Genomic DNA, 25,904 nt, shown 5'->3' with positions numbered 1-25,904 from the left:
GGCACGACTCGATCGTGCCACCGGGCGCAAGGAGGCCGACGTACCATCGACGGATGGTTTCCCCGACCGAACCGAGACCTGACGACACGTGTCCGGAGTGCGGCTCCGCGATGGACCACGTAGAGCTCCCGGGCGGCGACGAGCCCGGCCGTCCGGCGCGACTCGTGTGCCCGCGCTGCAACCACGAGGAGCACGGCGACCGGCGCTGACCCGGCGCTGACCAGGCGTCGACCGGTCCGGTCCACCGGCTCCTCGGTCAGTCGCGGTCCGAGGGCGAGAACATCAGCACGACGATGGCGACGGTGAGCAGCACGCTCGCCGCGACCATCACCTTGATGCCGGCGGGTACGTCGACGAAGAAGGCCGGCAGGGCGGTCACGGTGACGACGACCAGGCTGGCGGCCGAGAGCCGTGCGGCAGGGCGGCTGCCCCTGCGCCAGGCGACGACGGCGGCCACGAGGGCGACGACCCCGAGGACCGAGCAGACGACGAGGATCGCCAGCGGCGGCCCCTCCTCGCCGTCCGGGGCGGGGATCGCGGCACTGGGGATGTTGACGACGGCGTACGCGATCGCCAGGCCGAGGCCGACCTTGTTCTTCCGGCTCCAGCGGGTCGAGGCGGCCGTGTCCTGTGCGGTGGTGGTGCTCATGGTGACTCCTTCGGTGGATGCTGATGTCACCACGGTCGCCCGCGGGGGTCCTGCCGGCATCGGCGCACGGTCCCCATCCTGCGGGAGATCTCCCGGTCCGCCTAGGTGCTGGTTCCCGGGTCAGGATCGGCTGGAGGCGCGACGATGGGTCCATGGAGCCGATCCGTGTCGTCCTGGTGGACGACCATCCTGTGGTGCTCGGTGGCCTGCGGGCGCTCCTCGAGTCGTTGGTCGGCTACGAGGTCGTCGGCCAGGCGGTCGACGGGGAGGGCGCGGTGCGCGAGGTCCAGCTCAGCAGGCCCGACGTCGTGCTGATGGACATCCGGATGCCGGGCATCGACGGGCTCGAGGCCACCCGCCGCATCCGGGCGACGAGCACCGGAGTCGCCGTGCTCGTGCTGACGATGTTCGACGACGACGACACCGTCTTCGGCGCCATGCGCGCGGGAGCGCAGGGCTACCTGCTCAAGGGAGCGGACCAGACCGAGATCGACCGTGCCATCCGGGCGGTGGTCGCCGGCGAGGCGATCTTCAGCCCGGGAGTCGCCCAGCGCGTGCTCGGCTACTTCGCGTCTCCTCCTCCAGCGGCCGCGGAGGCGTTTCCCGAGCTCACCGCGCGCGAGCGCGAGGTCCTCGACCTGGTGGCGGCGGGCAAGCGCAACGCGACGATCGCCGAAGAGCTGTCCCTCGCGCCCAAGACGGTCGCCAACCACATCTCGTCGATCTTCGTGAAGCTCGCCGTCGCCGACCGGTCCGCGGCGATCGTGCGGGCACGGCAGGACGGGCTGGGCGGCTCGTGACCGCGGTCCTCGGTGCCACCATGGCGGTCGGTGTCGCGGCGGCCGGTGCCGGGTGGTTCATCTGGCAGACCGGTCGCTCGCGGCTGTCCGCCGCCTCGCTGCTGCTGGCGGGCGCGCTCCTGCTGCTGGGCGTCGCGGCGGTGCTGCTGGACCTCGAGGGCGGCGTACCCGTCCTCTTCCGGCTGGCTGGATGCCTGTTCCTGCCCGTGGCCTTCCTGACCTACCCGCGCCACGACTGGCGCGATCCCTTCTCGGGAGTCCTCGCGGCCGTCGTCGTCACCGCGGGCCTGTCGGGCGCGGTGTGGGAGACGGCGTTCGCGGTCGCGGGATATGTGGTCGTCGGGGCGTTGCTGCTGCACGTGTGGTGGGCCTTCGAGCGCGGCGAGGTGGAGGAGCGTCGGGCGCTGACGTGGAGCGCCCTGGCCTGGTCGGGTGCCGCCCTGTTCGCCGCGTTCCTCGCCTTCTGGGGTGAGTCCCTGGAGCGGGGGACCGCGACGGGACTCTCTGCGGTCTGCCTGGCCTGCTTCGTGGCGGGTCCGGTGGCGATGGTGGTCGGCGCCGTCCGTCCCGATGTGGTCGACGTGCGTGGGCTCGTCACCCGAGCCGTGGTGACCGCGACCGTGTTCACGACCCTGGTCGCTGTCGCCGCCGCCGTCTCCTCGGCGATCGGGGAGCTCAGCGGCAAGCCGCTCGCCGCGACACCTGCGATCGTCCTGTGTGCGTTGCTCGCCTTCGGCGTCCGCCCCCTGCAGGTGCTCCTGCGTGGGGTGGTGGACCAGCTCCTGTTCGGCGACAGGCCGGACCCGTTGGCGGCAGCGACATCGCTGGTGGACCGGATCGGGGACGACCCGACATTGGCGCTGGACGCCCTCCGGGAGGCCCTGGTGCTGCCCTTCGCCAGCCTCCGTGCCGGCGGTGCGGTGCTCGCGTCGTCGGGGTCGGAGGTCACCCACACCCGGGTGCTGCCGCTGCGGCTCGGCGACGACGAGGTCGGTGAGGTCGTCGTGGGACTGCGTGCCGGCGACCTCCGGCTGTCCTCGGCCGATGAGCACGTGCTCCGGATCGTCGCGCCGCTGCTCGCCCAGACACTGCGGGCCCGCGCGCTGAGCCGTGAGCTGCAGCAGTCGCGCGAGGCCGTGGTCGCCGCGGTGGAGGAGGAGCGCCTGCGGCTGAGGCGGGACCTGCACGACGGTCTCGGTCCGACGCTGAGCGGAGTGGCCTTCGCCACCGATGCCGCTCGCAACCAGCTGCGTGGCAACCCGGACCTGGCTGAGGAGCTCCTCGTCCGGCTGCGCGCCGACACCGCGGGCGCGATCGCGGAGATCCGACGGCTCGTCGAGGGCCTGCGGCCGCCTGCCCTGGACGAGCTCGGCCTCCTCGGGGCCATCCAGCAGCACGCCGTGACCCTGCACTCTGCCTCCGGCACGCCGTTGACGGTCACCATGGCGGTGCCGCCCGCGCTGCCCACGCTGTCGGCGGCGACCGAGGTGGCCACCTACCGCATCGTGGTCGAGGCACTGACCAACGTCGCCAAGCACGCGGGGGCGACCCGCGCCTCGGTCTCGTTGGACACCCGGGACGGGGTGCTCGTGGTCGCCGTGCGCGACGACGGCACGTCCAGCGAGTCGTGGTCGCCGGGCGTCGGCATCACCTCGATGAGAGTGCGCTCCGACCAGGTCGGCGGCACGCTGCGAGCTGATGCGGGGCCCGCCGGGGGACTGGTCGAAGCCACGATCCCGCTGCCCGCCGGTTGACTCCGGACGCGATGGGCTCCGGGCAGTCTGGGATGGGCTCGAGCGGGTACTGGCTGAAGGCCGTCGAGCCTCCGGCGGCGCCCTCTCGGGCATCGGCATCCACCTTCGGGGAGCCCCAGTGAACGCGTCACCATGCACGCCCGACCGGGCGCGGGGAATCTTCGACTCGATCGAGTCGGCGGTCCTGCCCATCGATGAGCTCCAGACGGTCGGTGCGCCTGCGCGTGCCGACGATCCCGGAGCCGAGCGCTTCGGGTGGTCGGAGCCGCCGGACTAGGGGCACCGCGGCCTGGAGGACGGGACGTACGCCGGCAAAGCCGGTCGTCACGACCTGAGCCGGTCGGCGTACAGGTTGCGGTGGGCGCGGGCTGCGGCCGACCACGTGTACGACGCGGCGAGGGCACGTCCGGGGGCGGGGTCGGGTCGCGTGACCAGGACTCCTGTCAGCACGCGCGCGATGCCGGGCACGTCCCCGGCGAAGTGCACCGCGTCACCGAACACCTCCCGCAGCACCGGCAGGTCGCGAGCGATGACCGGGACACCGGCGGCGAGGGCCTCCATCGCGGCGAGCCCGAAGCCTTCCTTGGTCGACACGAATCCGAGCGCGGACGCCTCGGCCACCAGCGCCGGCAGGTCGTCGTCCGGGACGGGACCCAGCACCACGGGGGCGGTGTCGAGGGCAGCGGCGCGTTCCTCGAAGTCCGCGCGGTAGGCGCGGTAGTCGAAGAGCGTCTCGCCGCCACCGAACACCAGTCGGACGTCGGCCAGCGAGGGTTCACGGCAGACCAGCTCGGCGTGGGCCTCCAGCAGGTCGATGCTGCCCTTGCGGGGCTCGATCCCGCCGAGCGCGAGCACGTAGCGTCCGCCGATGCGCTCGCGCCACCGGGCCCGGCCGACGAGGTCCCCGGACGCCGCGGCGAACCGGTCGGCATCGACGCCGTTGGGGATCACCGTCGGCCTCAGCCCCCAGCCCTGCTCGACCTCGGCGGCGACTGCCTCCGAGACGCAGATCCTCCCGATCGGCTCGACCACGGCCCGCTCGTGGCAGGCGGCCAGCTCGGGGGTCGTGAACTGGTCGAGGTGATGGATGGTGCGCAGGCACGGCAGGGCTGCGTTGGCGCTGATGCAGTCCTGGGCGTGCACGACGTCGTACGCCGCCCGCTCGGCCCCGAACGCCGCCCGCAGCACTGCGATGGAGCGCACGATCCGTGCGCCGACGTCCTCGCCGTCCACCGCCGGAAAGGGCACGGCACGTACGCCGACGCGGGGGTCGACCGGTCGGAAGAAGGTGGTGTCGCCGTCGCGACCGAGAGTCCACACGTCGACCTGCTCGCCGAGCGCGGCGAGTGCCTCGGCGAGCGCCAGGGTGTGCACGACACCGCCGCGGGGCTTGGTCGAGTAGGTGAGCAGGGCGATCCGCATCTCAGTCCGTCCCCTGGTTGCGCTCGGTGTCGTCGGCGGCCTGCAGCGCCCGGTAGGCCGACGGGGTGCGCTCGCGCAGGTGGTGCAGCACGCGGCGGGCCCTGGCCACCTCCGTCTCCACGTCGATCTCCGCGACGGCGAGCCCGCCCTTGGACGACGTGCGCGCCAGGATGTCGCCTCCGGGGCCGACGACCTTCGCCTGGCCGAGGAAACGGAGACCGCCCATCACGCCGGTCTGGTTGGAGGATGCCCAGACCACCTGGTTCTCGGCCGCACGCGCACAGTCGTAGAGGTCGAAGAGGCGCGACTGGCGGTCCTGCGGGAGGCGCGACGCGCGGTCGGTGACCGACGCCGGCCAGGCCGACAGGCACGCCAGCACGGTGGCACCGTCCAGGGCGAGCGTCCGTGCGGCCTCGGGGAAGGTCTTGTCGTAGTCGATGAGCAGTCCGAGCCTGCCGACGGGGGAGTCGAACGCGGCGAAGGTGTCGCCGGCGTCGTACACGAGCGACTCGCCGGCGGGCTGGTGCACCTTGCGGTGCCGGCCGAGGACACCGCTGCCCGTGACCGCGAGCGCGGTGTTGAACAGCCTCGGCTCACCGTCGAGCACGGCGTCCTCGGTGTAGCCGAAGCAGATCACCATGTCGCCGGCGAGCGCGGCGATGCGCTGGATCTCCCACGAGTCCTCCGACAGACCGGGCGGCAGCGCGCTCGGGTCGGGTCGGCGCAGGTCGGACAGGTAGCCGCCGAGGGTGGCGTCGGGGAGCACGAGCAGATCGACCCCCGCGGCGCGTGCATCGGCCACGATGCCCTCGATCTTCGCGAGCGCGCGGTGGAGGTCGCGTCCGAAGTGCGCCGCAACGGCGCCGATGCGCAGGACTCCCACGGAGGTCAACCTAGTGGCGTCTCAGCCGACCAGCGCCACGGTCGCCGTGACCGGGCCGGGGGAGCGGCGACGCGCCAGCTCGGCGGCCGGCTCGGTCACGACGTGCCCGGCCGCGCGCCCGGTGATCCGGCCCGTCACGTGCTCGGCGTCGGCTGCGATGCCCACGAAGCGCCCCGAGCCCCAGGTGTGCAGCCAGGGGAGTCCCAGGAAGTGGAGGCCGGCGAGGCCCGTCTCACCACGGGTGTGCGTGGGTCGCCCGCCGCCGTCGAAGACGCCGGCGTGCACCCATCGGTAGTCGGGTCGGTAGCCGATCGCCCAGATGACGGTGCCGATGCCCGCCGACGCGAGGTCCAGCGTGGTCGTCTCGTCCTCGGGCTCCCACACCGGCGTGTACGGCGCGGCCGGTGGCGCATCGATGCCCCCCGCCTCGATGTGGCGGTCGATGTCGCGGCAGATCGAGCGGTAGGTGTCGTCGGCACTGTCGAGCGCCTGGCGCAGGGTCGGGAGGAAGGTCAGCTCGGTGCCGGCGCCGGAGTCCAGCAGCCCGTGGAGCCGCATGCCCTCGCGGGCGAACTGACGGAGGTCGATGTCGCGCCCGCCGTCGCGCCCGGTCACGTAGTGGTTGGTCTTCTCGCGTGCCGCGAGGCCGCCGGGGTACTGGGTCACGCCCGTGTCGTACAGACCCATCTCGGCCAGCCACGTCATGCAGTCGCGTCCCCGGTGGAAGCGGGCCACGCGAGGCGCGTCGCCCAGAGCCAGGTGGACCTGGCGACCCTCGAGGTGCAGGTCCTCGGCGATCTGCGCCCCGGACTGCCCGGAGCCGACGACCAGGACGGAGCCCTCGGGCAGCTGGGCGGCGTTCCTGTAGTCCGCGGAGTGGAGCTGGCGGATCGACGGGTCGATCGCCGGGGCCCACGCCGGGACGATCGGGAGGTGGTAGCCACCGGTGGCGACCACGACGTGCTCGGCCTCCCAGACCTCCGCGCCGTCGGGGCCGGCCGCCTCCAGGCGGAACCCGCCGTCGGCCAGCTCGGTCAGGGACGTCACCCGGGTGTGCTCGCGCAGAGGTGGCCCGAAGGTGGGGGCGTAGCCGGCCAGCCACTCCACGACCTGGTCCCGGGTCATGAAGCCGTCGGGGTCGGGCCCGTCGTACTCGTAGCCGGGGAGCCGGCAGTGCCAGTTGGGTGTGACCAGCGTGAAGTTGTCCCAGCGGGTGTCGGCCCACTCATGGGTCGCCGTACCGGCCTCGAGGACGACGTGGTCGACGCCGTCGCGGACCAGGAACCAGCTGGTGGACAGCCCGGCGTGACCGCCGCCGACGACGACGACAGTGGTGCGCTGGACGGGGCGCTGGGCGAGGGGACTGCTCATGCGGAGGTCTCCTGGGGAAGGGGCGGGTGGAGGCGCAGGACTCTCACCTCGGCGTCTGGTGGGTACGAAGCGGCGAGGGCGTCGATCTGTTCGAGGCTGGCCGCGGCGGAGGTGCAGGCGAAGCCGAACCGGGCACGCACCCGGTCGCTCGCGATGCCCAGGGCGGTCGCTGACCGGGACCGGAACTCGTGGACGCAGTAGCTCGCGCCCTGGTCCAGGTGGTCGTGGACGACGAGCGAGGGCGAGTAGTGGTGCACCTCGCGTCCGTCGGGCCAGCGCACGGTGAAGGTCATCTCAGGCACCGACGGCCTCCCGGAGCGGCAGGTCGGTCACGGCGGTGTACGCGTCGGGGCGGCGGTCGCCGAGGTGGAACATCGCTCGCCGGGCGGTCTCGAGCGCGCTCGGCACGTCGATGGTCGCCACGGCCAGACCCGCGTCCGTCCCGGTGGTGGCCAGGACGTCGCCACCGGGACCGACGACCTTGGCGTTGGCGACGAAGCGGAGCCTGCCGAAGGTGCCGTGCTGGTTGGCCGCGAGCCACACGACCTGGTTCTCCAGCGCACGGGCGGCGTCGAAGAGGTTGAACCGGTGGGTCCACCGGTCGTCGGCGATCGAGGTCGCGGTGGCGGTGCGGGAGGCCGGCCAGGCCGAGATGCACGCGATGACCTCCGCGCCGTCGACGGCGAGGGCGCGGGCCGCCTCGGGGAAGGCCTTGTCGTAGCAGATGAGGGCCCCGACGCGGCCGACCGGCGTGTCCGCGCACCCGAACTCGTTGCCCGCGGCGTAGAACAGCGACTCGCCGAGGGGCTGGTGGACCTTGCGATGGATGCCGAGGACGCCGTCGCCGGAGACGATCGCGGCCGTGTTGTAGCGGTCGGTTCCGTCGGACTCGCAGAGCCCGACGACGAGGGTCATCTCGCCGGCGATCTCGGCGACGCGACGCAGCTCGGGCCCAGCGATGTCCATCACCGGAGGCAGGTCCTCGGGTTGCTCGTCGTGACTGCCGTCGCGGCCTGCGCCGAGGGCGGACAGGTAGCCGCCGAGGCAGGCTTCGGGGAGCGCCAGCAGACCGACATCGCGCGCCCTGGCCTGCTCCACGAGGGCGGTGATCTGGTCGAGGTTCTCCGCGACGTCGCGACCGAAGCCTGCGCACGCAGCGGCCACGGCCGAGCGATGGTGGGTGGAGGTCATCAGGCAGTCCCCATTCCGGTGACGGTGTGTGTGATGGCGTCGGTGACCACGCCGTCGGGCCAGCGCAGCCCGACGCCGTGCCCCGGCTCGAGCTCGCCGCAGACGGCGGTGGTCAGGTGGGCGGGCAGGTCGTCGAGACGACCGGGGCCGGTCTCGGCCGAGATGATGGCGAAGCCGGGGAAGCAGGTGAACCAGTCGGCGGTCGATGCCGCGACGGGCGTCGGCACGGAAGCGACGTCGAGCACCGCCCGGCAGCCGCTGGCCTCGGCCAGCATCCCCGTGCTGCCGACCAGGCCGCTCATGCTGACGTCCTTGGCCGCGCTCGGTCGCAGGGCAGGTACGACGCCCGCCTGGGCGCGCAGCTCGGCGGGGCTGCGGTGGGAGGTCGAGTCCCACTGCGCACCCGTGTAGCCCGGGCGCCACCCGCCGCCGAGGTCGGCGGTGAGGCGCAGCGCGTGCCCGGGTGCTCCGCCGCCGCCCGGGACCGGCTGCGCCGTACGGCCGATCGCGGTCACCGCGAGCTGGCCCGGCACGCCGAGCTGGGTGTGTCCGCCGAGGACCGGCACCCCCCAGGCGGCAGCCGCATCGGTGAGGCCGCGCAGGATCCGTCGGGCGAAGGAGGCGTCACGAGCACCGACGGCGTCGAGCAGGCCCACGGGGGCGGCGCCCATCGCGGCCAGGTCGTTGAGGTTGACCAGCACGCTGCACCACCCGGCCCACTCGGGGTCACGCTCGACCATCGACGGCAGGATCGCGTCGCAGGCCGCGACGAGGTCGCTGCCCGGCACCGGCGCAGCATCGTCGCCCACGAAGCCTCCGGGCACGCCGGCGGCGAGCTCCGAGAGGAGCCCGCCCAATGCGGACTTGGTCGCATCGGCGAGCCGCTGGACCCGGGTGATCGGGAAGTCGACGACGAGGTGCGGGTGGCCGTGCAGGAGCCGCTCGCTGCGGACGACCCAGCCGAGCCGCTCGAACAGGCGTCGGTGCTGGGCCTGGACCTCGGCGTCGAAGCGCAGCGCACCCTCGGCCTCGGCCCGGGCGCACGCCGCCCGGACGAGGGCCGCCCCGACACCGAGGTGCAACCGGGCGTCGGTCGCGACGGCCAGCCTGCTGCCGCGCCACCAACCGAGGTCTCGTGCCGGAGGGGCGCCGTCCGGGCCGGGAGCGGGATGCAGCCGGACGCCACCGAGGACCTCGCCGTCCGTGGCTCGGGCAACGAGCACGACAGTTCGCGGGTCGTCGTCCACGAGGTCGGCGTCGTCGTCGACGAAGAGTCCCTGCTCGCGGACGAAGACGTCCCTGCGGAGACGCCGGTAGGCGAGCAGCCCGGCGGGATCCGCCTCCACGACGACGTACGACGGATCGAGGAGCCGGTCGGGAGCTGCGTGCCGGGCACGGCCGGTGAGGACCGAGACGTCGAGACCCATGTCAGGCTCCTTCGCAGGACAGGGCCGAGCAGGCGCCGCAGGCGGCACATCCGGCGGACTGGGCGCTGCCGAGCATCCCGGCACGACGTAGTGCGGCCGCCACTCGGGTGGTGACCTTGGCGACGGTCCGTGGGTCGGGCGCAGGCACCCGGTCGACGTCGGTGGCCAGGGTGCCGGCCAACGGCCGGAACGGGACGACGAACGGGTAGACGCCCATCGCGATGAGCTCCTCGGCGCCGGCGATCATCTCGTCGGCGTCCTCGCCGAGACCGACGAGGAGATAGGTGGAGACCTCGTTCCAGCCGAACACCCGCACCGCCTCGGCCCATGCCTCGCGGTACTCGGCCATCGGCACCGAGCCCTTGCCCGGCATCCAGTGCCGTCGGACCGTGTCGTCCAGCGACTCGACGTGGATGCCGATCGACCGGGCTCCGGCGTCGTACAGGTCCTGGATGACGGACAGGTCGCCCGGTGGCTCGCACTGCACCTGGATCGCCAGGTCGGGCAGCACCTCGCGGACCGCGCGGACGCAACGAGCGAGGTGGACGGCGCCGCGGTCGCGGCCGTTGGACGTGCCGGTCGTCATCACCATCTGGGTGATGCCGTCGAGGTCGTGGGCGGCCTGGGCGACCTCGGCGATCTGTGCGGGACTCTTCACCGCGATGGTGCTGCCCTGGCGCAGGGACTCCTCGATCGCGCAGAAGCGACAGCGCTCGGCCTCGTCGTAGCGCACGCAGGTCTGGACGACGGTCGTGGCGAGGACCCGCGCGGAGTGGAGCCGGGCGATCTGCTCGTACGGGACGCCGTCCGCCGTCGCCAGGTCGTAGAAGCGGGGGCGGGTGATGGTCTCGACCCCCATGCCCGTGTCGGCTCCGTCGAGCAGCAGCTTGCCGCCCTGGACGGTGTAGGGGCTGCGGGGGTTGAGGGGGATGGCCGCGCCGACACCGTCGAGCAGGAGGTGCCCGTCGTCGCTCGGTCCGGCCCCCGCGCGGCGGGAGACCGGCGCGTCGGCGAGCCGGATGCCCTGGATGGCCAGGTCCACGCGGGTGGCGCTGGTGCTCTGGAGGTCGGTCGGCGCGGCCATCGTCAGGTCCCGTCCGCGCTCAGAGCTGGTAGGTCGAGTTGATGATGGCGCCCTTGCGGGCGTAGTGGATCAGGGCGTCCTGGACGTCGAGCGGGTGCGTCGGTACGACGCCCTCGATCAGGTCCTCCTCGCGAAGGCCGTGCAGGGCCAGTCCGAACCGGCAGCAGTAGATCGTCCCGCCCTCCTTGATGAAGGTCTCGATCGAGCCGTTGGTGTTGAGCTCGCCCGGGAAGCCGGCGTCGCCGACCGTCGGGAATCCGCGGGTCGACATGCAGGCGAGGGTGCCGGGGCCGTAGAAGTAGATGGCCGATTCGAAGCCCTTGCGGAGGGCGCGGGTGGCCTGCAGGATCGCGACGAAGCTGACCGAGGACTCGTGCGGGATGCCGTGCACGAGGGTGAAGTAGGTCTCGCCCTCCTCGGCCTGGTAGTCGGGGAAGACCTTGGTCGAGCCGTAGAGGTTGGTTCCCGCGGGCTGGGACGGGTGCGGGATCTCGGCGGTCGAGGCCTCCATGTTGGCCTTGATCTGGGCGTCGATGTCAGTGGTCACGGTTGCTCCTCGTTGGTGGGTGGCAATGCGGTGTGGGGCTGTGCAGCGGTGTGGTGCGGTCAGGACCCGTACAGGGCCTCGAAGTTGCCCCGGAAGAGCGCGGCGATGAGCTCGGGGTCGTCGGTGGCGGCGGCCAGGCGGGCGTACTCGCCGGCGTGGTCGCCCCAGGGGGTGTCGGTGGCGAACAGGACGCGGTCGTGGCCGATCCCGCGGCGCTCGATCTCCTGGCACAGCCAGGCGGGAGCGAAGCCGATCGCCCAGCTGGTGTCGGTGTAGACCTTGAGGCCGCGCTCGATCCAGTCGAAGAACCGGCCGCCGATCAGCTTCAGGTGCCCGCTCATCCCACCGCCGAGGTGGACGAGGTGGATGCGGGCGTCGGCGCCGTACTGCTCGACGAGCTTGCCGATCTGGTCGACGTCGGAGGCGGCGCCGGGGGAGGTGTGCACGTGCACGACCAGGTCCCTCTCGGCCGCCGTGGTGAAGATCTTGTGGAGCTCCTCGACGGAGTCCGGACCGTCGACCGAGCCCCCGAGAAGGAAGCTGGTCTTGAGCGCAACGACGCCGTCCTCGCCCGCGAGGCCGAGCGCCTTGTCGTTCCGGGCGCTGTCGGAGGCCTTGGGGGAGACCCAGAGCCCACAGCGGACCCGGTCGTCGGACTGGGCTGCCTCGATGGCCAGGTTGTTGAGGTCGAAGGCGACGTCGGGGTCGGGTACGCCGTAGTTCGGCAGCACGAGCGCCCGCTCGGTCCGCTCGGCATCGAGGTCGGCGAAGAACTCCCGGACCGTCGCGCGGGCCGTGGTGTCGGGACTGATGGGCGGGCCGCCGTAGAAGCCGTACGACGGCAGGACGCCGATGTGGCGATGGGCGTCGTGGGTGGCCTGGCTCATGTCGAGTAGTTCACCGGGGCGCTGTTTCGGAATGGTTGCGCCTGGAATACGGAGTGCTACCCGGTCGGTAAGTTCGCGGTTACCTGCTGTCGATGCGACCGATCAGGGGTCGGGGACCTGCGGAGTGGGTCCGCTCTCGCTGCCGCGCCGGGTCAGTCGGTGACCTGGACGCCGCGCCAGAACGCCACGCGGTCCGCGACCTCCTCGGCGCCGGCGAGGGGCTCGGGGTAGAACCACGCGGCGTCTGCGTTGGTCTTCCCGTCCACCTCGAGGGTGAGGTACGACGCCTGGCCCTTCCACCCGCACATGGTGTGGGTCGACGACGGCTGCACGAGTGACCGATCCAGCGAGTCGAGGGGGAAGTAGTGGTTGCCCTCCACGACGACGGTGTCCTCGCTCTCGGCGACGACGACGCCGTTCCACATTGCCTTCATGGGGATTCCTTCCAGGTCGGGTGCGCCCGCAGCGGGGTGCCTCTTGAGCGTGCCACTCCGGCACAAGGGCGTCCGAGGAGTTGAGTGAGCGCCCTGATGACAACGGCTTATGGTGCTAGTACTATTAGCACCATGGAGTGGAGGATCGATCACACGGCGGCGCAGCGCCTGCAGGACCAGGTGGCGGCCTGCGTCGTACGCGGTGTGCGCAGCGGGGACCTGGCCGTCGGCGACCAGCTCCCGCCTGCTGCCGAGCTGGCGAGGGCACTGGCGGTCGACCGCAACACCGTCCTCGCCGCCTACCGGCAGCTCCGCGAGACGGGCGTCCTCGAGTTCCGCCGCGGGCGCGGTGCCCGTATCGCCGACACGGCGACGACCGGCGACCTCGCACCGATCCGTGAAGCCGTCCAGTCGGTCATCGAGCTCGCCCGTCGCTACGGGCTGGACTCCGATGATGTCGTCACCCTCATCAAGGAGATGCGTTGAACACCACCGTCTACACCGGTCGAGCGACCAACTGGTTCAGTGTCGTGATCAGCGGCCTGTTGTTGATCCCGCTGTTGGGGATGGGCCTCTCGTCCGGGTCGTCGCCGAGTCTCGGCGCACTGATCCTCGCGGTGGCCCTCGTCGGCTTCCTCGCGGAGGTGATCACCGCATCGGACGTCCGGGCCACGTGCGGCCCGCGGGGCGTCGCCGTGAACTGGGGCTTCCTCGGCTGGCCCCGAGCGCGCTATGCCCTGGACGACATCCAGGACGCCTGGGTCGTCGACATTCCCTGGCACTCCGTGAGCTACGGGTTCTGGTGGACGCCCACCCGGACGGTGTGCACCGTACGCCGGGGTCCCGCGCTCCGGCTCCAGCTCCTCAGCGGTCGCACCGTCACCATCACCGTTCCCGATCCGCGCGCGGCGTTGGCTGCGCTGGAGGCCAACCGGGCCGAGGTCGGCTGACGGCTGCCGGATCCCTCGATCTGGGGTAGCGGTCCGTGTGGGAAAGACCGCCGCGGCCCGGAAGTCAGGTCACGGCCCCGACGCTCGGCCGTCCCCGAAATCCGCCCGGACGATGGTGACGAAGAACCGTGCGAGGCCGGGTCGACCGACCGCAGCCAGCCCGACCACAACGCGAGAGCATCAGCCATGGACGTGAAGCCCGTCGAGTGCATCGCTTGCGAGGTCGTGGTCGACCACACCCCTGGGCCACGGCAGCTCGTCGACGAGGGCGGAAGTGTTGTCCTGTTCTGGTGGACGTGCGCGGTGTGCGGCCAGCGCAACTTTCCCTGACCGGCCGGTCCGGTCGACGGGAGCAGTGGACGCTTCGTGGTCCGAGAGGTGCGATCTGCCGCGTTGCACCACCTTGTTCTCATAAAGTGGTATAAGATCAGGCTGTGAATCAGGCCCGAGGCGAGTTGGAGCCCGAGTTCGCTGTCGCCTGGGAGACCCATCCTTGGGACCGCGAACCCGACCACGCTGTCTCGCGCCGCCAGCAGCTTTCGGCTCGTGGCCCGTATCAAGCGGCTCTGCCGGTAGCTGTCGCTGAATCCAAGCTCCAGGTTGATGGCGCGCTCCAGGCTGAGGCCGAGGACGCCGTTCGCGAGATCACCCGCTTCGATGCCGAGGTCACTGCGATCGCCGAACGTCGTGCCGCCCGCGAAGGCGACGACGCGGCCACCGAGCTCGCACCGCTGGCGTCAGTGCTCCTGCGCACCGAGTCAGCATCGTCGTCAGAGATCGAGGGCGTGACCGCTGGTGCTCGCACGCTGGCGATGGCTGCCATCGATGCGAAGGCTGGGCCGAACGCTCAACTGGTGACGGCGAACGTCACTGCCATGCGGCGCGCTGTCGCGTTGGCCGACAACATCAGCATCGACACGATCCTTGCCGCCCACCAGGCGTTGCTCGACCAGCATGCCCATGCCGCTCCTGGCCGACTCCGGGACCAGCAGGTCTGGATCGGCAGCAACGCGCTGAGCCCGCACACGGCATCTTTCGTGCCGCCGCATCAATCACGGGTTCCGGCCGCTCTCGATGACCTCATTGCTTTCGTCCACCGCGTCGACCTGCCCGTGCTGGTCCAGGTCGCCATCGCGCACGCGCAGTTCGAGACGATCCACCCCTTCAACGACGGCAACGGTCGCATCGGGCGGACCCTCGTCCACGCGATGCTGCGCCGCTCAGGCGTCACCCGCACGCTGACGGTCCCGGTCTCTGCCGGCCTGTTGACCGACACGTCGGCCTACTTCCACGCGCTGACGGACTACCGCGAGGGGTACGTCGAGGCGATCATCCGACAGTTCATCAATGCTTCCTTCCGTGCCATCGGCAACGGACGGATTCTCGTCGACGACCTGGAGCAGGTCTACGAGGACTGGAGCGAGAAGCTCCCCGCGCGACGTGGGTCAGCGGCACGCCGCCTGCTTCCGCACCTGCTGAACCAGCCCGCCGTCAACGTCGCGTACATCGTGGCCGTCACGGGGGTCGCCCTGTCGGCAGCACAAAGAGCGGTCGAGCAGTTGGAGGATGCTGAGATCATCACGCGCACCAACGGCAACCAGCGCAATCGCGTCTGGATCGCACAAGACGTCATCGACGCACTTGATGTTTTCGCCGAGCGCGTTGGTCGTCGCGGTCACTGACGGCGAGGACGCCGCCACCGCCCTTGGTCGTGCGACCGGAGACCTGCTTGATCTGACCGCGAGCCGACGACAATCTCAGCGGAACCTCCTGCCAACGAAAAGGGCCCCTGTCCTGCACAAGCGCAGGTCAGGGGCCCCGTCGGGCTGAGGACGTCTGTCAGATGTCGTAATACTGACTGACTCACCCATGCTGACCTGCGCAAACGTCGAGAGTACCCAGCCTTATGTACCGGGCTTGTAACAGACTAGCCCTTCTCGCAGGAGTGCTGGCGTCGGACAGCCGCCTAGATTGGACAGAATCTGGCGGTTCTTTAGAAGCAGGTCCGAAGCCAGCGACGGAGCCATGGACGGCACAATGCAGACATGGTGGAACAGAGTTCTTGGATGCGGAAGGTTGCGGCGGACCAGAACCACTCGTCTTGGTACGTCGAGCGCTTCCGTTCGATGGCAGCGGCCGGTCGTGACCTGGCTGGCGAGGCCCGTCTGGTCGACGCGATGGTGCCGCGTGGGGCGCGCATCCTCGATGCGGGCTGCGGCCCTGGGCGCGTGGGAGCAGAGCTGGCCCAACTCGGGCATGACGTGACCGGCGTCGATGTCGATCCGGTGCTGATCGAGGCCGCGGTCCAGGATCACCCGGGCCCACGCTGGATCGTCGAGGACCTGGCGGAGCTTGACCTGCCGGCGCGCAGTATGTCCGAGCGCTTCGATGCCATCGTCTGTGCCGGAAACGTGATGACGTTTCTTGCGCCGAGCACTCGCGTCGAGGTGCTGCGGCGCCTCAGAAGTCACGTCCATGCTGAGGGACGGGTCGTCATCGGCTTCGGGGCCGACCGTGACTACGAGTTCTCTGCGTTCCTGACCGACGCCCGCGAAGTTGGGCTGGAGCCCGAGCTGCTCTTGTCCACGTGGGACCTGCGTCCGTGGAGCGAAGGCTCCGAGTTCTTAGTTGCGCTCCTGAGACCCGTCTGAAACTGCTACGCGCATCGGACACCTCAGTGAGGATCCGGCTATCTCAGTGGCGTCCGGACCGGCCCGGGAGCACTGATGTTCCCAGCGAACGAACGAACCCATTGCGCTGGTCTGGTGCACCCGCGTGACCTCGGTGTCGGGGGAGAGGAGTGTGACGGCGGTCGGTGCCCGTGCAGCTGCATCGTCGATACCCCCGTCCCCTCGGCGCGCTGACGTGCCTCTTCCGTCGCAGCTTCCTCGCGAGCGGGGTCGATCATGCGAACTAGCACGGTCCGACATGGACCGGAACCGGGCCGGCCAAGGTCCTGCTGGTCACGTTTGCGCGGAGCGACGGTCCGCGCGATCACCATCACTCAACGTCGCCGTGCTGATGGGCCCTCGGCGTGCCCCGGGTTTGGAACGACTGCCAATTCTGTCAGTGTAGGGCTGCTCACTCAGGCCGGGAAGGTTTTGGTAAGTCAGAGCGGGGCATTCGCCGCGATGGTCGGCGGCGCCAGTCGATAGGACGACGTTTCACAGCCAAGGCGCAAGTGCTGCACGGCATCGGACGAGTGACGTGAGCAGGACACTTGACGATTCCTGTTGCCCTCAATCTGCCCTCACCAGGACGCAGAACCACGGCCAACACTGGCTACGTCTGGAAGCTCGCCGACAGTGTTTGTGACCCCGCCGCCCGCCGTCCGGTTGAGCCGTCCGAGTCGGGGCATGTCCAGCCGCAATACGCCGTACGCATGGAGCGTGCTCGACGGCAAGCTGACCTGACGCCCTCCGGCGGGGTCTATGGTGCTGGTGGAAGTGCCCGGCGAGCCGCACCAGGAGTCGTTACATGCAGGCAGAGTCACTCTCGGACCTGGTCCGTCAGCACCTCGACATCGCGCGTGAGGCCTCGAGCGGTCGCAGCGCGCACACCGTCCACGGTGGTCACGAGCACCGGCTGCGACAGACGTTGATCGCGCTCGCGTCGGGGCAGCGGCTCGACGAGCACGAGAGCCCGGGCGAGGCGACGCTGCAGGTGCTGGCCGGCGCGGTGACCCTGGTCGCGGGGGCCGACCGGCATGCCGCGACCACGGGTGACCTCGTGGTCATCCCCGACGCGCGGCACTCGCTCGAGACCACCGAGGACTCGGTGGTGCTGCTGACCGTCGCGGTGCAGGTCTGACGCGCCCGCGAACGACCTGATTACGGAGGACCTTGGTCCCTTCTGCCGGGTCTCGCGTCCAACATCCAATGGGGGGAGGCGGCCACCGGCCGCATAAGTGATCTCAGCGGAAGGCGTGACGCATGGACCAGGTCGAAGTCCGAAGACAGGGAGCCGGGACGGAGAGACGTACCGGCTCCCCGTGGCTGATGCTGGTGGTGGCCACCCTCGGGTTCGTCGTGAACTTCTGGGCGTGGGCGCTGCTCAGCCCGCTCGGGCCGCTGTTCCACGACGAGGGCACCCTCGGGACGCTGACGGAGTCCGACGTCGCGCTGCTCGTCGCCGTCCCGGTCGTCGTCGGCTCGCTGGGCCGGATCATCGTGGGCGCCCTGACGGATCGCTACGGCGGCCGCGTGATGTTCCCGCTGGTCTCGCTGGCCACGATCGTCCCGATCCTCTTCATCGCGTTCTTCGCCCTCGACTCCTACGCCCTGCTGCTCGTCGGTGGCTTCTTCCTCGGCGTCGGCGGCACGGCCTTCGCGGTCGGCGTCCCCTTCGTCAACGCGTGGTTCCCGCCCGAGCGTCGCGGACTGGCCGTCGGCGTGTTCGGCGCCGGCATGGGCGGCACGGCGATCAGCGCGCTCACCACGGTGAAGCTCTACGACGGCCTCGGCACCCGATCGCCGTTCCTCCTCACCGCTGTCGCACTCGCGGTCTACGCCGTGGTCGCGTGGGTCGTGCTGCGTGACGCCCCGGGTCGGGTGGTGCCCAGCACCTCACTGGCGACTCGTCTCTCGGCCAACGCCCGCCTCGCCATCACGTGGCAGGCCTGCGTGCTCTACGCCGTCGCGTTCGGCGGCTACGTGGCCTTCTCGGTCTACCTGCCCAGCTATCTCAAGACGGCCCACGACCTGAGCGCGAGCGACGCCGCCAACCGGATGGCGGGGTTCGTGCTCGTCGCGGTGATCATGCGCCCGGTCGGCGGCTGGCTCTCCGACCGTTTCGGTGCCGTCCCGGTGCTGGCCTCGGGGTACGCCGTGGTGGTCGTCGGAGCCGCGATCTCGGCCGGCACGCCGCCGCTGGACGGCGTCGGCACCGCGGCGTTCCTGGCGATGGCTGCCGCGCTGGGCAGCGGCAGCGGCGCGACGTTCGCGCTGATCGCGAAGGTGACCGAGCCTGCTCGGGTCGGCGGCGTGACCGGTCTGGTGGGCGCGGCCGGCGGGCTCGGTGGGTTCGTGCCGCCGCTGGTCATGGGCTACGTCTACGGCCGCACCGACTCCTACGCGATCGGGCTGTGGCTGCTCGCCCTCGCCGCCGCGCTGACCCTCGTCCTCACCCTGACCATCGTCCGCCGCACCGCCCAGGCACAGGAGACCACGTGACCAAGCCCCGCCAGGACCTCGGGATCGACGGAGGGCTGGCCGACGCTCTCGTGCGCAGCCGCCGGTTCTTCACCAAGGGCACCGTGTCCGAGGATCTCCGGACACTGACCAAGAAGGGCGGTCGCGAGGCCGACGACTTCTACCGTGACCGCTGGAGCCACGACAAGGTCGTGCGCTCGACCCACGGCGTCAACTGCACGGGCTCGTGCTCGTGGAAGGTCTATGTCAAGGACGGGATCATCACCTGGGAGACCCAGCAGACCGACTACCCGTCGGTGGGGCCGGACTCGCCGGAGTACGAGCCGCGGGGCTGCCCGCGGGGCGCGGCCTTCTCCTGGTACACCTACTCGCCGACGCGGGTGCGCTACCCCTACGTCCGCGGGGTCCTGCTGCAGATGTTCCGCGAGGCGAAGGCGCAGCACGGCGGTGACCCGGTCAAGGCCTGGGCGCACATCGTGGAGAACCCCCAGCGGGCCAAGGCCTACAAGTCCGCCCGCGGCAAGGGTGGTTTGGTGCGGGCCACGTGGGACGAGGCAGCCGAGATCGTCGCCGCCGCCCACGTGCACACCATCAAGGAGTACGGACCCGACCGGGTCGCGGGCTTCTCCCCGATCCCCGCGATGTCGATGGTCTCGCACGCCTCCGGGGCCAGGTTCGTGAACCTCATCGGAGGCTCGATGCTGAGCTTCTACGACTGGTACGCCGACCTGCCGGTGGCTTCGCCGCAGGTCTTCGGTGACCAGACCGACGTACCCGAGTCGGGGGACTGGTGGAACGCCGGGTACCTGATCATGTGGGGCTCCAACCTGCCCGTGACCCGCACGCCTGACGCGCACTGGATGACCGAGGCGCGCTACCGCGGCCAGAAGGTCGTCGCGGTGGCGCCGGACTACGCCGACAACGTGAAGTTCGCCGACGAGTGGCTCGCGGCCAAGCCGGGCACGGACGCGGCGCTCGCGATGGCGATGGGCCACGTGGTGCTCCAGGAGTTCTTCGTCGACAAGCAGACGCCGTACTTCACCGAGTATGTGAAGAGCTACACCGACCTGCCCCACCTGGTCCGTCTGGACGAGAGCGCCGACGGCACCTTCACCGCGGGCAAGTTCCTGACCGCCTCGGACCTGGCCGGCCACGAGAGCGATGAGAACGCCGCCTTCAAGACCGTCCTGATCGACGCGCGCACCGGTGAGGCCGTGGTGCCCCACGGCTCCCTGGGGCACCGCTACGGCGAGGCCGGCGTCGGCAAGTGGAACCTCGACCTCGGGGACGTCGACCCGATGCTCACGCTGCTCGACGACACCGCCGAGGCCGTCACCGTGCGGATGCCGCGCTTCGACACCGCCGACGGCGCCGCCGCCGACCTGCCCCGGGGGGTGCCCGTGCGCCGCGTCGACGGCCACCTCGTGACCACGGTCTTCGACCTCCTCCTCGCGCAGTACGGCGTGGGGCGCAGCGCGGGCGGACGGAGCCTGCCGGGCGAGTGGGCCTCGGGCTACGACGACGCGAGTGCGCCGTACACACCGGCGTGGCAGGAGGCGATCACCGGCGTGCCGGCAGCGACGGCGGCCCGGATCGGCCGCGAGTTCGCGGCCAACGCCGAGGAGTCGCGCGGTCGCTCGATGATCGTGATGGGCGCGGGCACCAACCACTGGTTCCACTCCGACACGATCTATCGCGCGTTCCTGACCCTGACCAACCTGACCGGCTGCCAGGGTGTCAACGGCGGTGGCTGGGCGCACTACGTCGGGCAGGAGAAGGTCCGCCCGATCACGGGCTACACGCAGATCGCCAACGCGCTCGACTGGAACAGGCCGCCGCGCAACATGATCCAGACGGCGTTCTGGTACCTCCACACCGACCAGTTCCGCTACGACCAGTTCGGCGCCGACACGCTGTCGGCCACGACCGGCAAGGGCCAGCTCGCGGGCAAGTCCACCGCCGACGTCATCGCCCAGAGCGCGCGGATGGGGTGGATGCCGTCCTACCCGACGTTCGACCGCAACCCGCTCGACCTCAGCGACGACGCGGCCGCCGCCGGCAAGCCGGTGGGGGAGTACGTCGTCGACCAGCTGAAGTCCGGCGACCTCGACTTCGCCGGTGAGGACCCCGACGCGCCGCAGAACTACCCGCGCATCCTCTCGATCTGGCGCGCCAACCTGCTCGGGTCCTCGGGCAAGGGCAACGAGTACTTCCTCAAGCACCTGCTCGGCACCGACTCCTCGGTGCGGGCCACCGAGACGCCCGAGGAGCACCGCCCGGTCGACGTGACCTGGCGTGACGAGGCGCCCGAGGGCAAGCTCGACCTGCTCATGACGATCGACTTCCGGCAGACCAGCACGACGATCTTCTCCGACGTCGTCCTACCGGCGGCGACCTGGTACGAGAAGCACGACCTCAACACCACCGACATGCACCCCTTCGTGCACTCGTTCAACCCGGCGATCGCCCCACCGTGGCAGACCCGCACCGACTGGGACGCCTGGCAGACCATCGCCAAGCGGTTCAGCGAGCTGGCCGAGACCCACCTCGGCGTACGCAAGGACGTCGTGGCGGTGGCGCTCACCCACGACACCCCGGACGCGATGGCCAACCCGCACGGCGTCGTACGCGACTGGAAGAAGGGGGAGTGCGAGCCCGTGCCCGGCGTGACCATGCCCAAGCTGGTCGAGGTGGAGCGCGACTACGGCGCCGTCTACGAGAAGATGAACGCCCTCGGCCCGCTGATGGACACCCTCGGCGCCACCACCAAGGGCGTGACCTTCGAGCTCGGCAAGCAGGTCGACTACCTGCGCCACAAGAACGGCGCCGTCCGCGGCGGGGTCGCCGACGGCCGCCCCTCGCTCAAGCGCGACGTCCACGTGTGCGAGGCGATCCTCGCGATGTCGGGGACCACCAACGGCCATCTCGCGGTGCAGGGCTTCAAGACCCTCGAGAAGCGCACCGGCGTCCAGCTGGCAGACCTGGCCGCCGAGCACGAGGGCAAGCAGATCACCTTCGCCGACACCCAGGGCCCACCGGTCCCGGTCATCACCTCGCCGGAGTGGTCGGGCTCCGAGACCGGCGGACGGCGCTACTCGCCGTTCACGATCAACGTGGAGCGCAAGAAACCCTGGCACACCCTGACCGGGCGCATGCACTTCTACCTCGACCACGACTGGATGACCGAGCTAGGGGAGGGACTGCCGGTCTACCGGCCGCCCCTCAACATGGCTGCGCTCTTCGCGGAGCCCCAGCTCGGCACCGTCTCGGACGGGAGCGGGGCGGAGGTGGAGGGCCTCACCGTGCGCTACCTGACCCCGCACAACAAGTGGTCGATCCACTCCGAGTACCAGGACAACCTGTTCATGCTCTCGCTCTCGCGCGGCGGTCAGAACATCTGGATGAGCGACCGCGACGCCGCCAAGGTCGGGATCGTCGACAACGACTGGATCGAGGCGGTCAACCGCAACGGCGTCGTCGTCGCCCGGGCCATCGTGTCGCACCGGATGCCCGAGGGCACGGTGTACATGTACCACGCCCAGGACCGGCTCATCGACGTACCGATCGCCGAGACCTCCGGCAAGCGCGGGGGCATCCACAACTCGCTCACCCGGCTCCTGGTCAAGCCGTCGCACCTCATCGGCGGCTACGCCCAGCTGGCCTTCGCATTCAACTACCTCGGCCCCACGGGCAACCAGCGCGACGAGGTCACCATCATCCGCAAGCGCTCACAGAACGTGGAGTACTGACATGCGCGTCATGGCCCAGATGGCGATGGTGATGAACCTCGACAAGTGCATCGGGTGCCACACCTGCTCGGTGACCTGCAAGCAGGCGTGGACCAACCGGACCGGAACCGAGTACATCTGGTTCAACAACGTCGAGACCCGGCCCGGGCTCGGCTATCCCCGCACCTACGAGGACCAGGAGAAGTGGAAGGGCGGCTGGGAGCTCAACAAGCGCGGGCGGCTCGCGCTCAAGGGCGGTGGCCGGTTCAAGAAGCTGGCGACGATCTTCTCCAACCCCAAGCTCCCCTCGATCGGGGAGTACTACGAGCCGTGGACCTACGACTACTCCACGCTCACCGACGCGCCAGCCCAGGAGCACACGCCCGTTGCGCGGCCGAAGTCGCTGATCTCGGGCAAGAACATGAAGATCGAGTGGTCCGCCAACTGGGACGACGACCTCGGCGGGTCCACCGCCACCGCGCACCTCGACCCGATGCTGAAGAAGATCGGCGACAAGGTGAAGTTCGAGTTCGAGCAGACCTTCATGTTCTACCTCCCGCGCATCTGCGAACACTGCCTCAACCCCTCGTGCGCCGCGTCGTGCCCCAGCGGCGCGATCTACAAGCGCGAGGAGGACGGCATCGTCCTGGTGGACCAGGACAAGTGCCGCGGCTGGCGCATGTGTGTCTCCGGCTGCCCGTACAAGAAGATCTACTTCAACCACAAGACCGGCAAGGCCGAGAAGTGCACCTTCTGCTTCCCGCGCATCGAGGTCGGCCTGCCGACGGTCTGCTCGGAGACCTGCGTGGGCCGGCTGCGCTACATCGGCCTCATGCTGTACGACGCCGACAAGGTGCTCGAGGCGGCCTCCACGACCGACGACCAGGGGTTGTACGAGGCCCAGCGTGAGGTCTTCCTGGACCCGTTCGACCCCGAGGTCATGCGCGCGTCCGAGGAGGCCGGGATCGCCCGCGACTGGGTCGACGCGGCGCAGCGCTCGCCGATCTACGCGCTGATCAACACCTACAAGGTCGCGCTGCCGCTGCACCCGGAGTACCGCACGATGCCGATGGTCTGGTACATCCCGCCCCTCTCGCCCGTGGTCGACGTCGTGCAGGAGACCGGGGAGGACGCCGAGGACAAGGGGAACCTCTTCGCGGCCATCGACGCGCTGCGGATCCCCATCGAGTACCTCGCGGAGCTGTTCACCGCCGGTGACGTCGCGCCGGTCGACCTGGTGCTGAAGAAGCTCGCCGCGATGCGCTGCTACATGCGGGACATCAACATGGGCCGCGACCCCGACGGCTCGATCCCGGCCGCGGTCGGGATGAGCGAGGAGGACATGTACGACATGTACCGCCTGCTGGCCATCGCCAAGTACGACGAGCGCTACGTGATCCCGCCGGCGCACGCCGAGCAGGCGCACGCGCTCGAGGAGCTGGCGACCGAGTGCGCGGTCCAGGACTACGGCGGCGGGCAGCAGGACCTGTTCGGCGAGGGCTCCGGGATGCCGACGCCGCTCGCGGCCGAGAACTTCCAGGCGCTGAAGGACCGTCAGACCTCCGACACCGTGGCGAGCCCCGCCGACAAGAGCGGCCGAGTCAACCTGCTCAACTGGGACGGCAGAGGCACGCCCTCCGGCCTCTTCCCGCCGCAGGGGAAGGACTCGTGAGCCGCCGGTCGAAGGGCGCGCTGGCGGTGCACCAGCTGACGATCGCCTGGCAGTCGGTCTCGCTGCTGCTGGACTACCCGGACGAGGAGATGCTCGGACGACTCGAGGTGATCCGCACCGCCTCCCAGCGGCTGCCGGTCGGCATCGGGGACTCGATCCGAGGGTTCGCCGGCCACCTGGAGCGGGCGTCGCTGGCCGAGCTCCAGGCCGAGTACGTCGAGACCTTCGACAACCGTCGCCGGTGCAACCTGTTCCTGACCTACTTCGCCCACGGCGACACCCGCAAGCGGGGGATGGCCCTGCTGCGCTTCAAGCAGACCTATCTCGAGGCCGGCTTCGAGCTGACCGACTCCGAGCTGCCCGACCACCTGTGCGTGGTGCTGGAGTTCGCGGCGACCGTCGACCAGGAGCGCGGCCGGCAGCTGATGCTCGACCACCGGGCGGGCCTGGAGCTGCTGCGGGTCTCGCTGGCGGACATGTCCTCGCCCTGGGCGCCGCTGATCGACGCGGTCAGCGCCACCCTGCCGCCGCTGCGCGGCGACGAGCGGGACGCCGTACGTCGCCTCGCCGCCGAGGGCCCGCCGGAGGAGGAGGTGGGGCTGGCGCCCTTCGCCGCTCCGCAGTTCAGCCCGGGGGCCTCCTCGGAGACCACCCTCCTGCCCATGCCGTCCTTCCCGGGAGCACGCCGATGAACGAGTTCTTCTTCGTCGTGGTGCCCTACGTCTGCCTGACGACGTTCGTCGTCGGCCACGTATGGCGCTACCGCTACGACAAGTTCGGCTGGACCACCCGGTCCAGCCAGCTCTACGAGAACCGGCTGCTGCGCATCGGCAGCCCGCTGTTCCACTTCGGGATGCTCGGCGTCGTCGGCGGCCACGTGATCGGCCTGCTGATCCCGCAGTCGTGGACCGACGCGGTCGGCATCAGCCACGAGGCCTACCACGTGGTGGCCGTGGGCGGCGGCCTGCTCGCAGGCATCATGGCCGTGGTCGGCATGGTGATCCTGATCTACCGCCGCCGCACGGTCGGACCCGTGTTCTCCGCGACGACCGTCATGGACAAGGTCATGTACGCCTTCCTCGCCGCGGCGATCGTCCTCGGCATGTGGAACACCATCGCGGGCTCGATCCTCACCCTCGGCGGTGAGTACAACTACCGCGAGGGAGTCTCGGTCTGGTACCGCTCGTTCCTGGCGTTCCAGCCCGACGCCGACCTGATGGGTGAGGCACCGCTCGGCTTCCAGCTCCATGCGCTGGTCGCCTTCGCGCTCTTCGCGCTCTGGCCGTTCACCCGGCTCGTGCACGTCTTCAGCGCCCCGCTGGGCTACCTCACCCGCCCCTACATCGTCTACCGGAGCCGCGACGACCAGGGCCTGGGCAGCCACCGCCCCCGCCGCGGCTGGGACCGGGTCGGCTGAGCATGTGCGAGCACTGCGGCTGCAAGGGCGTCGAGCCCATCGGTGAGCTCATGACCGAGCACTCGGCGCTGGGCCACGAGTCCCACCACGTCCGTCAAGCACTGGGCGCCGGAGACCACCGCGAGGCGTTGGCGCTGCTGCGCGGCATGGTCGACCACCTGACCCGGCACGTCGCGCGCGAGGAGGACGGCATCTTCCGCGCCCTGAGCGCGAGCGGGGAGTTCCTCGAGGAGATCGACGCGCTCGAGGGCGAGCACCGCGACCTCGAGTCGACCATCGCCGTGCTCGACGTCGCGGCACCTGACTTCGCGGCCACCCTCACCCGGCTGCTAGACGACCTGGACCAGCACATCGAGCGCGAGGACCTCGGCATCTTCCCGGTCTCAGTCGTCACGCTCGGGGCCACCGGCTGGGCCATCGTGGACGACGCCCATGCCGAGTCGCCCAGCTTCCTGTACGACGCGTCAGCACCTCTGTCCTAAGCCACAAACACACCCGATCGATCACCCGCAACAAGGAGAACCGATGCAGAAAGAAT

At 70.4% G+C, this 25,904-nt stretch carries 25 protein-coding genes; 14 read left to right on the top strand and 11 right to left on the bottom strand.

Going from position 1 to position 25,904, the window contains the following annotated elements; translation table 11 throughout:
* Nucleotides 1-53 precede the first annotated feature (53 nt).
* Nucleotides 54-209, top strand: a complete 156-nt coding sequence (locus tag ASE01_RS24650) for a hypothetical protein (protein ID WP_157537701.1) — start codon at nt 54-56, stop codon at nt 207-209.
* 47 nt (nt 210-256) lie between these two features.
* Here the strand turns inward: ASE01_RS24650 and ASE01_RS21665 are convergent, their stop codons facing one another.
* The gene (locus ASE01_RS21665) at nt 257-649 is read right to left on the bottom strand and encodes a hypothetical protein (RefSeq protein WP_056757625.1); all 393 of its coding nucleotides are present in this window, start codon (nt 647-649) and stop codon (nt 257-259) included.
* 152 nt (nt 650-801) lie between these two features.
* On the opposite strand from ASE01_RS21665, the gene ASE01_RS21660 reads away from it, so the two are divergent.
* Both ASE01_RS21660 and ASE01_RS21655 read left to right on the top strand, forming a co-directional pair.
* A complete protein-coding gene (locus ASE01_RS21660; RefSeq protein ID WP_056757622.1) occupies nt 802-1,449 on the top strand; it encodes a response regulator transcription factor in 648 nt (215 codons plus the stop codon).
* Nucleotides 1,446-3,203, top strand: coding sequence for a sensor histidine kinase (locus ASE01_RS21655; protein WP_056757619.1), 1,758 nt, complete (start codon nt 1,446-1,448; stop codon nt 3,201-3,203). The genes ASE01_RS21660 and ASE01_RS21655 overlap by 4 nt, the downstream gene beginning before the upstream one ends.
* Before the next feature lie 324 nt (nt 3,204-3,527).
* Here ASE01_RS21655 and ASE01_RS21650 read toward each other — a convergent pair whose 3' ends face one another.
* The 10 genes from ASE01_RS21650 to ASE01_RS21605 form a co-directional block, all read right to left on the bottom strand.
* On the bottom strand, nt 3,528-4,625 hold the full coding sequence (locus ASE01_RS21650; protein WP_056757616.1) for an MSMEG_0565 family glycosyltransferase: 1,098 nt from the start codon (nt 4,623-4,625) through the stop codon (nt 3,528-3,530).
* 1 nt (nt 4,626) lies between these two features.
* Nucleotides 4,627-5,508, bottom strand: coding sequence for a carbon-nitrogen hydrolase family protein (locus tag ASE01_RS21645; protein WP_056757613.1), 882 nt, complete (start codon nt 5,506-5,508; stop codon nt 4,627-4,629).
* A 21-nt stretch (nt 5,509-5,529) separates the two neighbouring features.
* Entirely contained in the window at nt 5,530-6,879 is a 1,350-nt protein-coding gene (locus tag ASE01_RS21640; protein WP_056757609.1) for an MSMEG_0569 family flavin-dependent oxidoreductase, read from the bottom strand.
* Nucleotides 6,876-7,172, bottom strand: coding sequence for an MSMEG_0570 family nitrogen starvation response protein (locus tag ASE01_RS21635; protein ID WP_235536171.1), 297 nt, complete (start codon nt 7,170-7,172; stop codon nt 6,876-6,878). The genes ASE01_RS21640 and ASE01_RS21635 overlap by 4 nt, the downstream gene beginning before the upstream one ends.
* 1 nt (nt 7,173) lies before the next feature.
* Nucleotides 7,174-8,070 (bottom strand): carbon-nitrogen hydrolase family protein, encoded by an 897-nt coding sequence (locus ASE01_RS21630; protein WP_056757603.1) that lies wholly within the window; start codon nt 8,068-8,070, stop codon nt 7,174-7,176.
* Complete coding sequence (locus ASE01_RS21625) at nt 8,070-9,497, bottom strand: MSMEG_0567/sll0787 family protein (protein WP_056757600.1); 1,428 nt, start codon at nt 9,495-9,497, stop codon at nt 8,070-8,072. Before ASE01_RS21625 ends, ASE01_RS21630 begins: the two co-directional genes overlap by 1 nt.
* A gap of 1 nt (nt 9,498) precedes the next feature.
* Nucleotides 9,499-10,581, bottom strand: a complete 1,083-nt coding sequence (locus ASE01_RS21620) for an MSMEG_0568 family radical SAM protein (RefSeq protein WP_056757597.1) — start codon at nt 10,579-10,581, stop codon at nt 9,499-9,501.
* Between the two features lie 19 nt (nt 10,582-10,600).
* Nucleotides 10,601-11,128 carry an MSMEG_0572/Sll0783 family nitrogen starvation response protein gene (locus ASE01_RS21615; RefSeq protein ID WP_235536145.1) on the bottom strand — a complete coding sequence of 176 codons (528 nt, stop codon included), beginning with the start codon at nt 11,126-11,128 and terminating at the stop codon, nt 10,601-10,603.
* Nucleotides 11,129-11,187: 59 nt separating this feature from the next.
* Nucleotides 11,188-12,015 (bottom strand): amidohydrolase family protein, encoded by an 828-nt coding sequence (locus ASE01_RS21610; protein ID WP_056757594.1) that lies wholly within the window; start codon nt 12,013-12,015, stop codon nt 11,188-11,190.
* A gap of 152 nt (nt 12,016-12,167) precedes the next feature.
* A complete protein-coding gene (locus ASE01_RS21605) occupies nt 12,168-12,449 on the bottom strand; it encodes a DUF427 domain-containing protein (protein WP_082606300.1) in 282 nt (93 codons plus the stop codon).
* 132 nt (nt 12,450-12,581) lie between these two features.
* On the opposite strand from ASE01_RS21605, the gene ASE01_RS21600 reads away from it, so the two are divergent.
* From ASE01_RS21600 to ASE01_RS21550, 11 genes are all read left to right on the top strand, one after another.
* On the top strand, nt 12,582-12,935 hold the full coding sequence (locus ASE01_RS21600; RefSeq protein WP_082606299.1) for a GntR family transcriptional regulator: 354 nt from the start codon (nt 12,582-12,584) through the stop codon (nt 12,933-12,935).
* The gene (locus ASE01_RS21595; protein WP_056757591.1) at nt 12,932-13,399 is read left to right on the top strand and encodes a hypothetical protein; all 468 of its coding nucleotides are present in this window, start codon (nt 12,932-12,934) and stop codon (nt 13,397-13,399) included. The genes ASE01_RS21600 and ASE01_RS21595 overlap by 4 nt, the downstream gene beginning before the upstream one ends.
* 455 nt (nt 13,400-13,854) lie before the next feature.
* Complete coding sequence (locus ASE01_RS21590) at nt 13,855-15,081, top strand: Fic family protein (protein WP_056757588.1); 1,227 nt, start codon at nt 13,855-13,857, stop codon at nt 15,079-15,081.
* Between the two features lie 384 nt (nt 15,082-15,465).
* Nucleotides 15,466-16,050 (top strand): class I SAM-dependent methyltransferase, encoded by a 585-nt coding sequence (locus ASE01_RS21585; RefSeq protein WP_235536144.1) that lies wholly within the window; start codon nt 15,466-15,468, stop codon nt 16,048-16,050.
* 826 nt (nt 16,051-16,876) lie between these two features.
* Entirely contained in the window at nt 16,877-17,209 is a 333-nt protein-coding gene (locus ASE01_RS21580) for a cupin domain-containing protein (protein WP_056757581.1), read from the top strand.
* A gap of 122 nt (nt 17,210-17,331) precedes the next feature.
* Nucleotides 17,332-18,570, top strand: a complete 1,239-nt coding sequence (locus ASE01_RS21575) for an MFS transporter (RefSeq protein WP_056757578.1) — start codon at nt 17,332-17,334, stop codon at nt 18,568-18,570.
* Entirely contained in the window at nt 18,567-22,298 is a 3,732-nt protein-coding gene (locus ASE01_RS21570; RefSeq protein WP_082606297.1) for a nitrate reductase subunit alpha, read from the top strand. Before ASE01_RS21575 ends, ASE01_RS21570 begins: the two co-directional genes overlap by 4 nt.
* A gap of 1 nt (nt 22,299) precedes the next feature.
* Nucleotides 22,300-23,949 (top strand): nitrate reductase subunit beta, encoded by a 1,650-nt coding sequence (gene narH, locus ASE01_RS21565; RefSeq protein ID WP_056757575.1) that lies wholly within the window; start codon nt 22,300-22,302, stop codon nt 23,947-23,949.
* Nucleotides 23,946-24,641: a nitrate reductase molybdenum cofactor assembly chaperone gene (narJ, locus tag ASE01_RS21560; RefSeq protein ID WP_056757574.1), complete on the top strand. Its 696-nt coding sequence runs from the start codon at nt 23,946-23,948 to the stop codon at nt 24,639-24,641. The genes narH and narJ overlap by 4 nt, the downstream gene beginning before the upstream one ends.
* Nucleotides 24,638-25,366: a respiratory nitrate reductase subunit gamma gene (gene narI, locus ASE01_RS21555; protein ID WP_056757570.1), complete on the top strand. Its 729-nt coding sequence runs from the start codon at nt 24,638-24,640 to the stop codon at nt 25,364-25,366. Before narJ ends, narI begins: the two co-directional genes overlap by 4 nt.
* A 2-nt stretch (nt 25,367-25,368) precedes the next feature.
* A complete protein-coding gene (locus tag ASE01_RS21550; RefSeq protein WP_056757567.1) occupies nt 25,369-25,848 on the top strand; it encodes a hemerythrin domain-containing protein in 480 nt (159 codons plus the stop codon).
* The last annotated feature ends 56 nt before the right edge of the window (nt 25,849-25,904 follow it).

Source organism: Nocardioides sp. Root190 (genome assembly GCF_001428565.1).
Classification (GTDB): Bacteria; Actinomycetota; Actinomycetes; order Propionibacteriales; family Nocardioidaceae; genus Nocardioides.
Note: the sequence above shows the minus strand (reverse complement) of the source record. Positions and strands in the feature narration are given on the sequence as shown.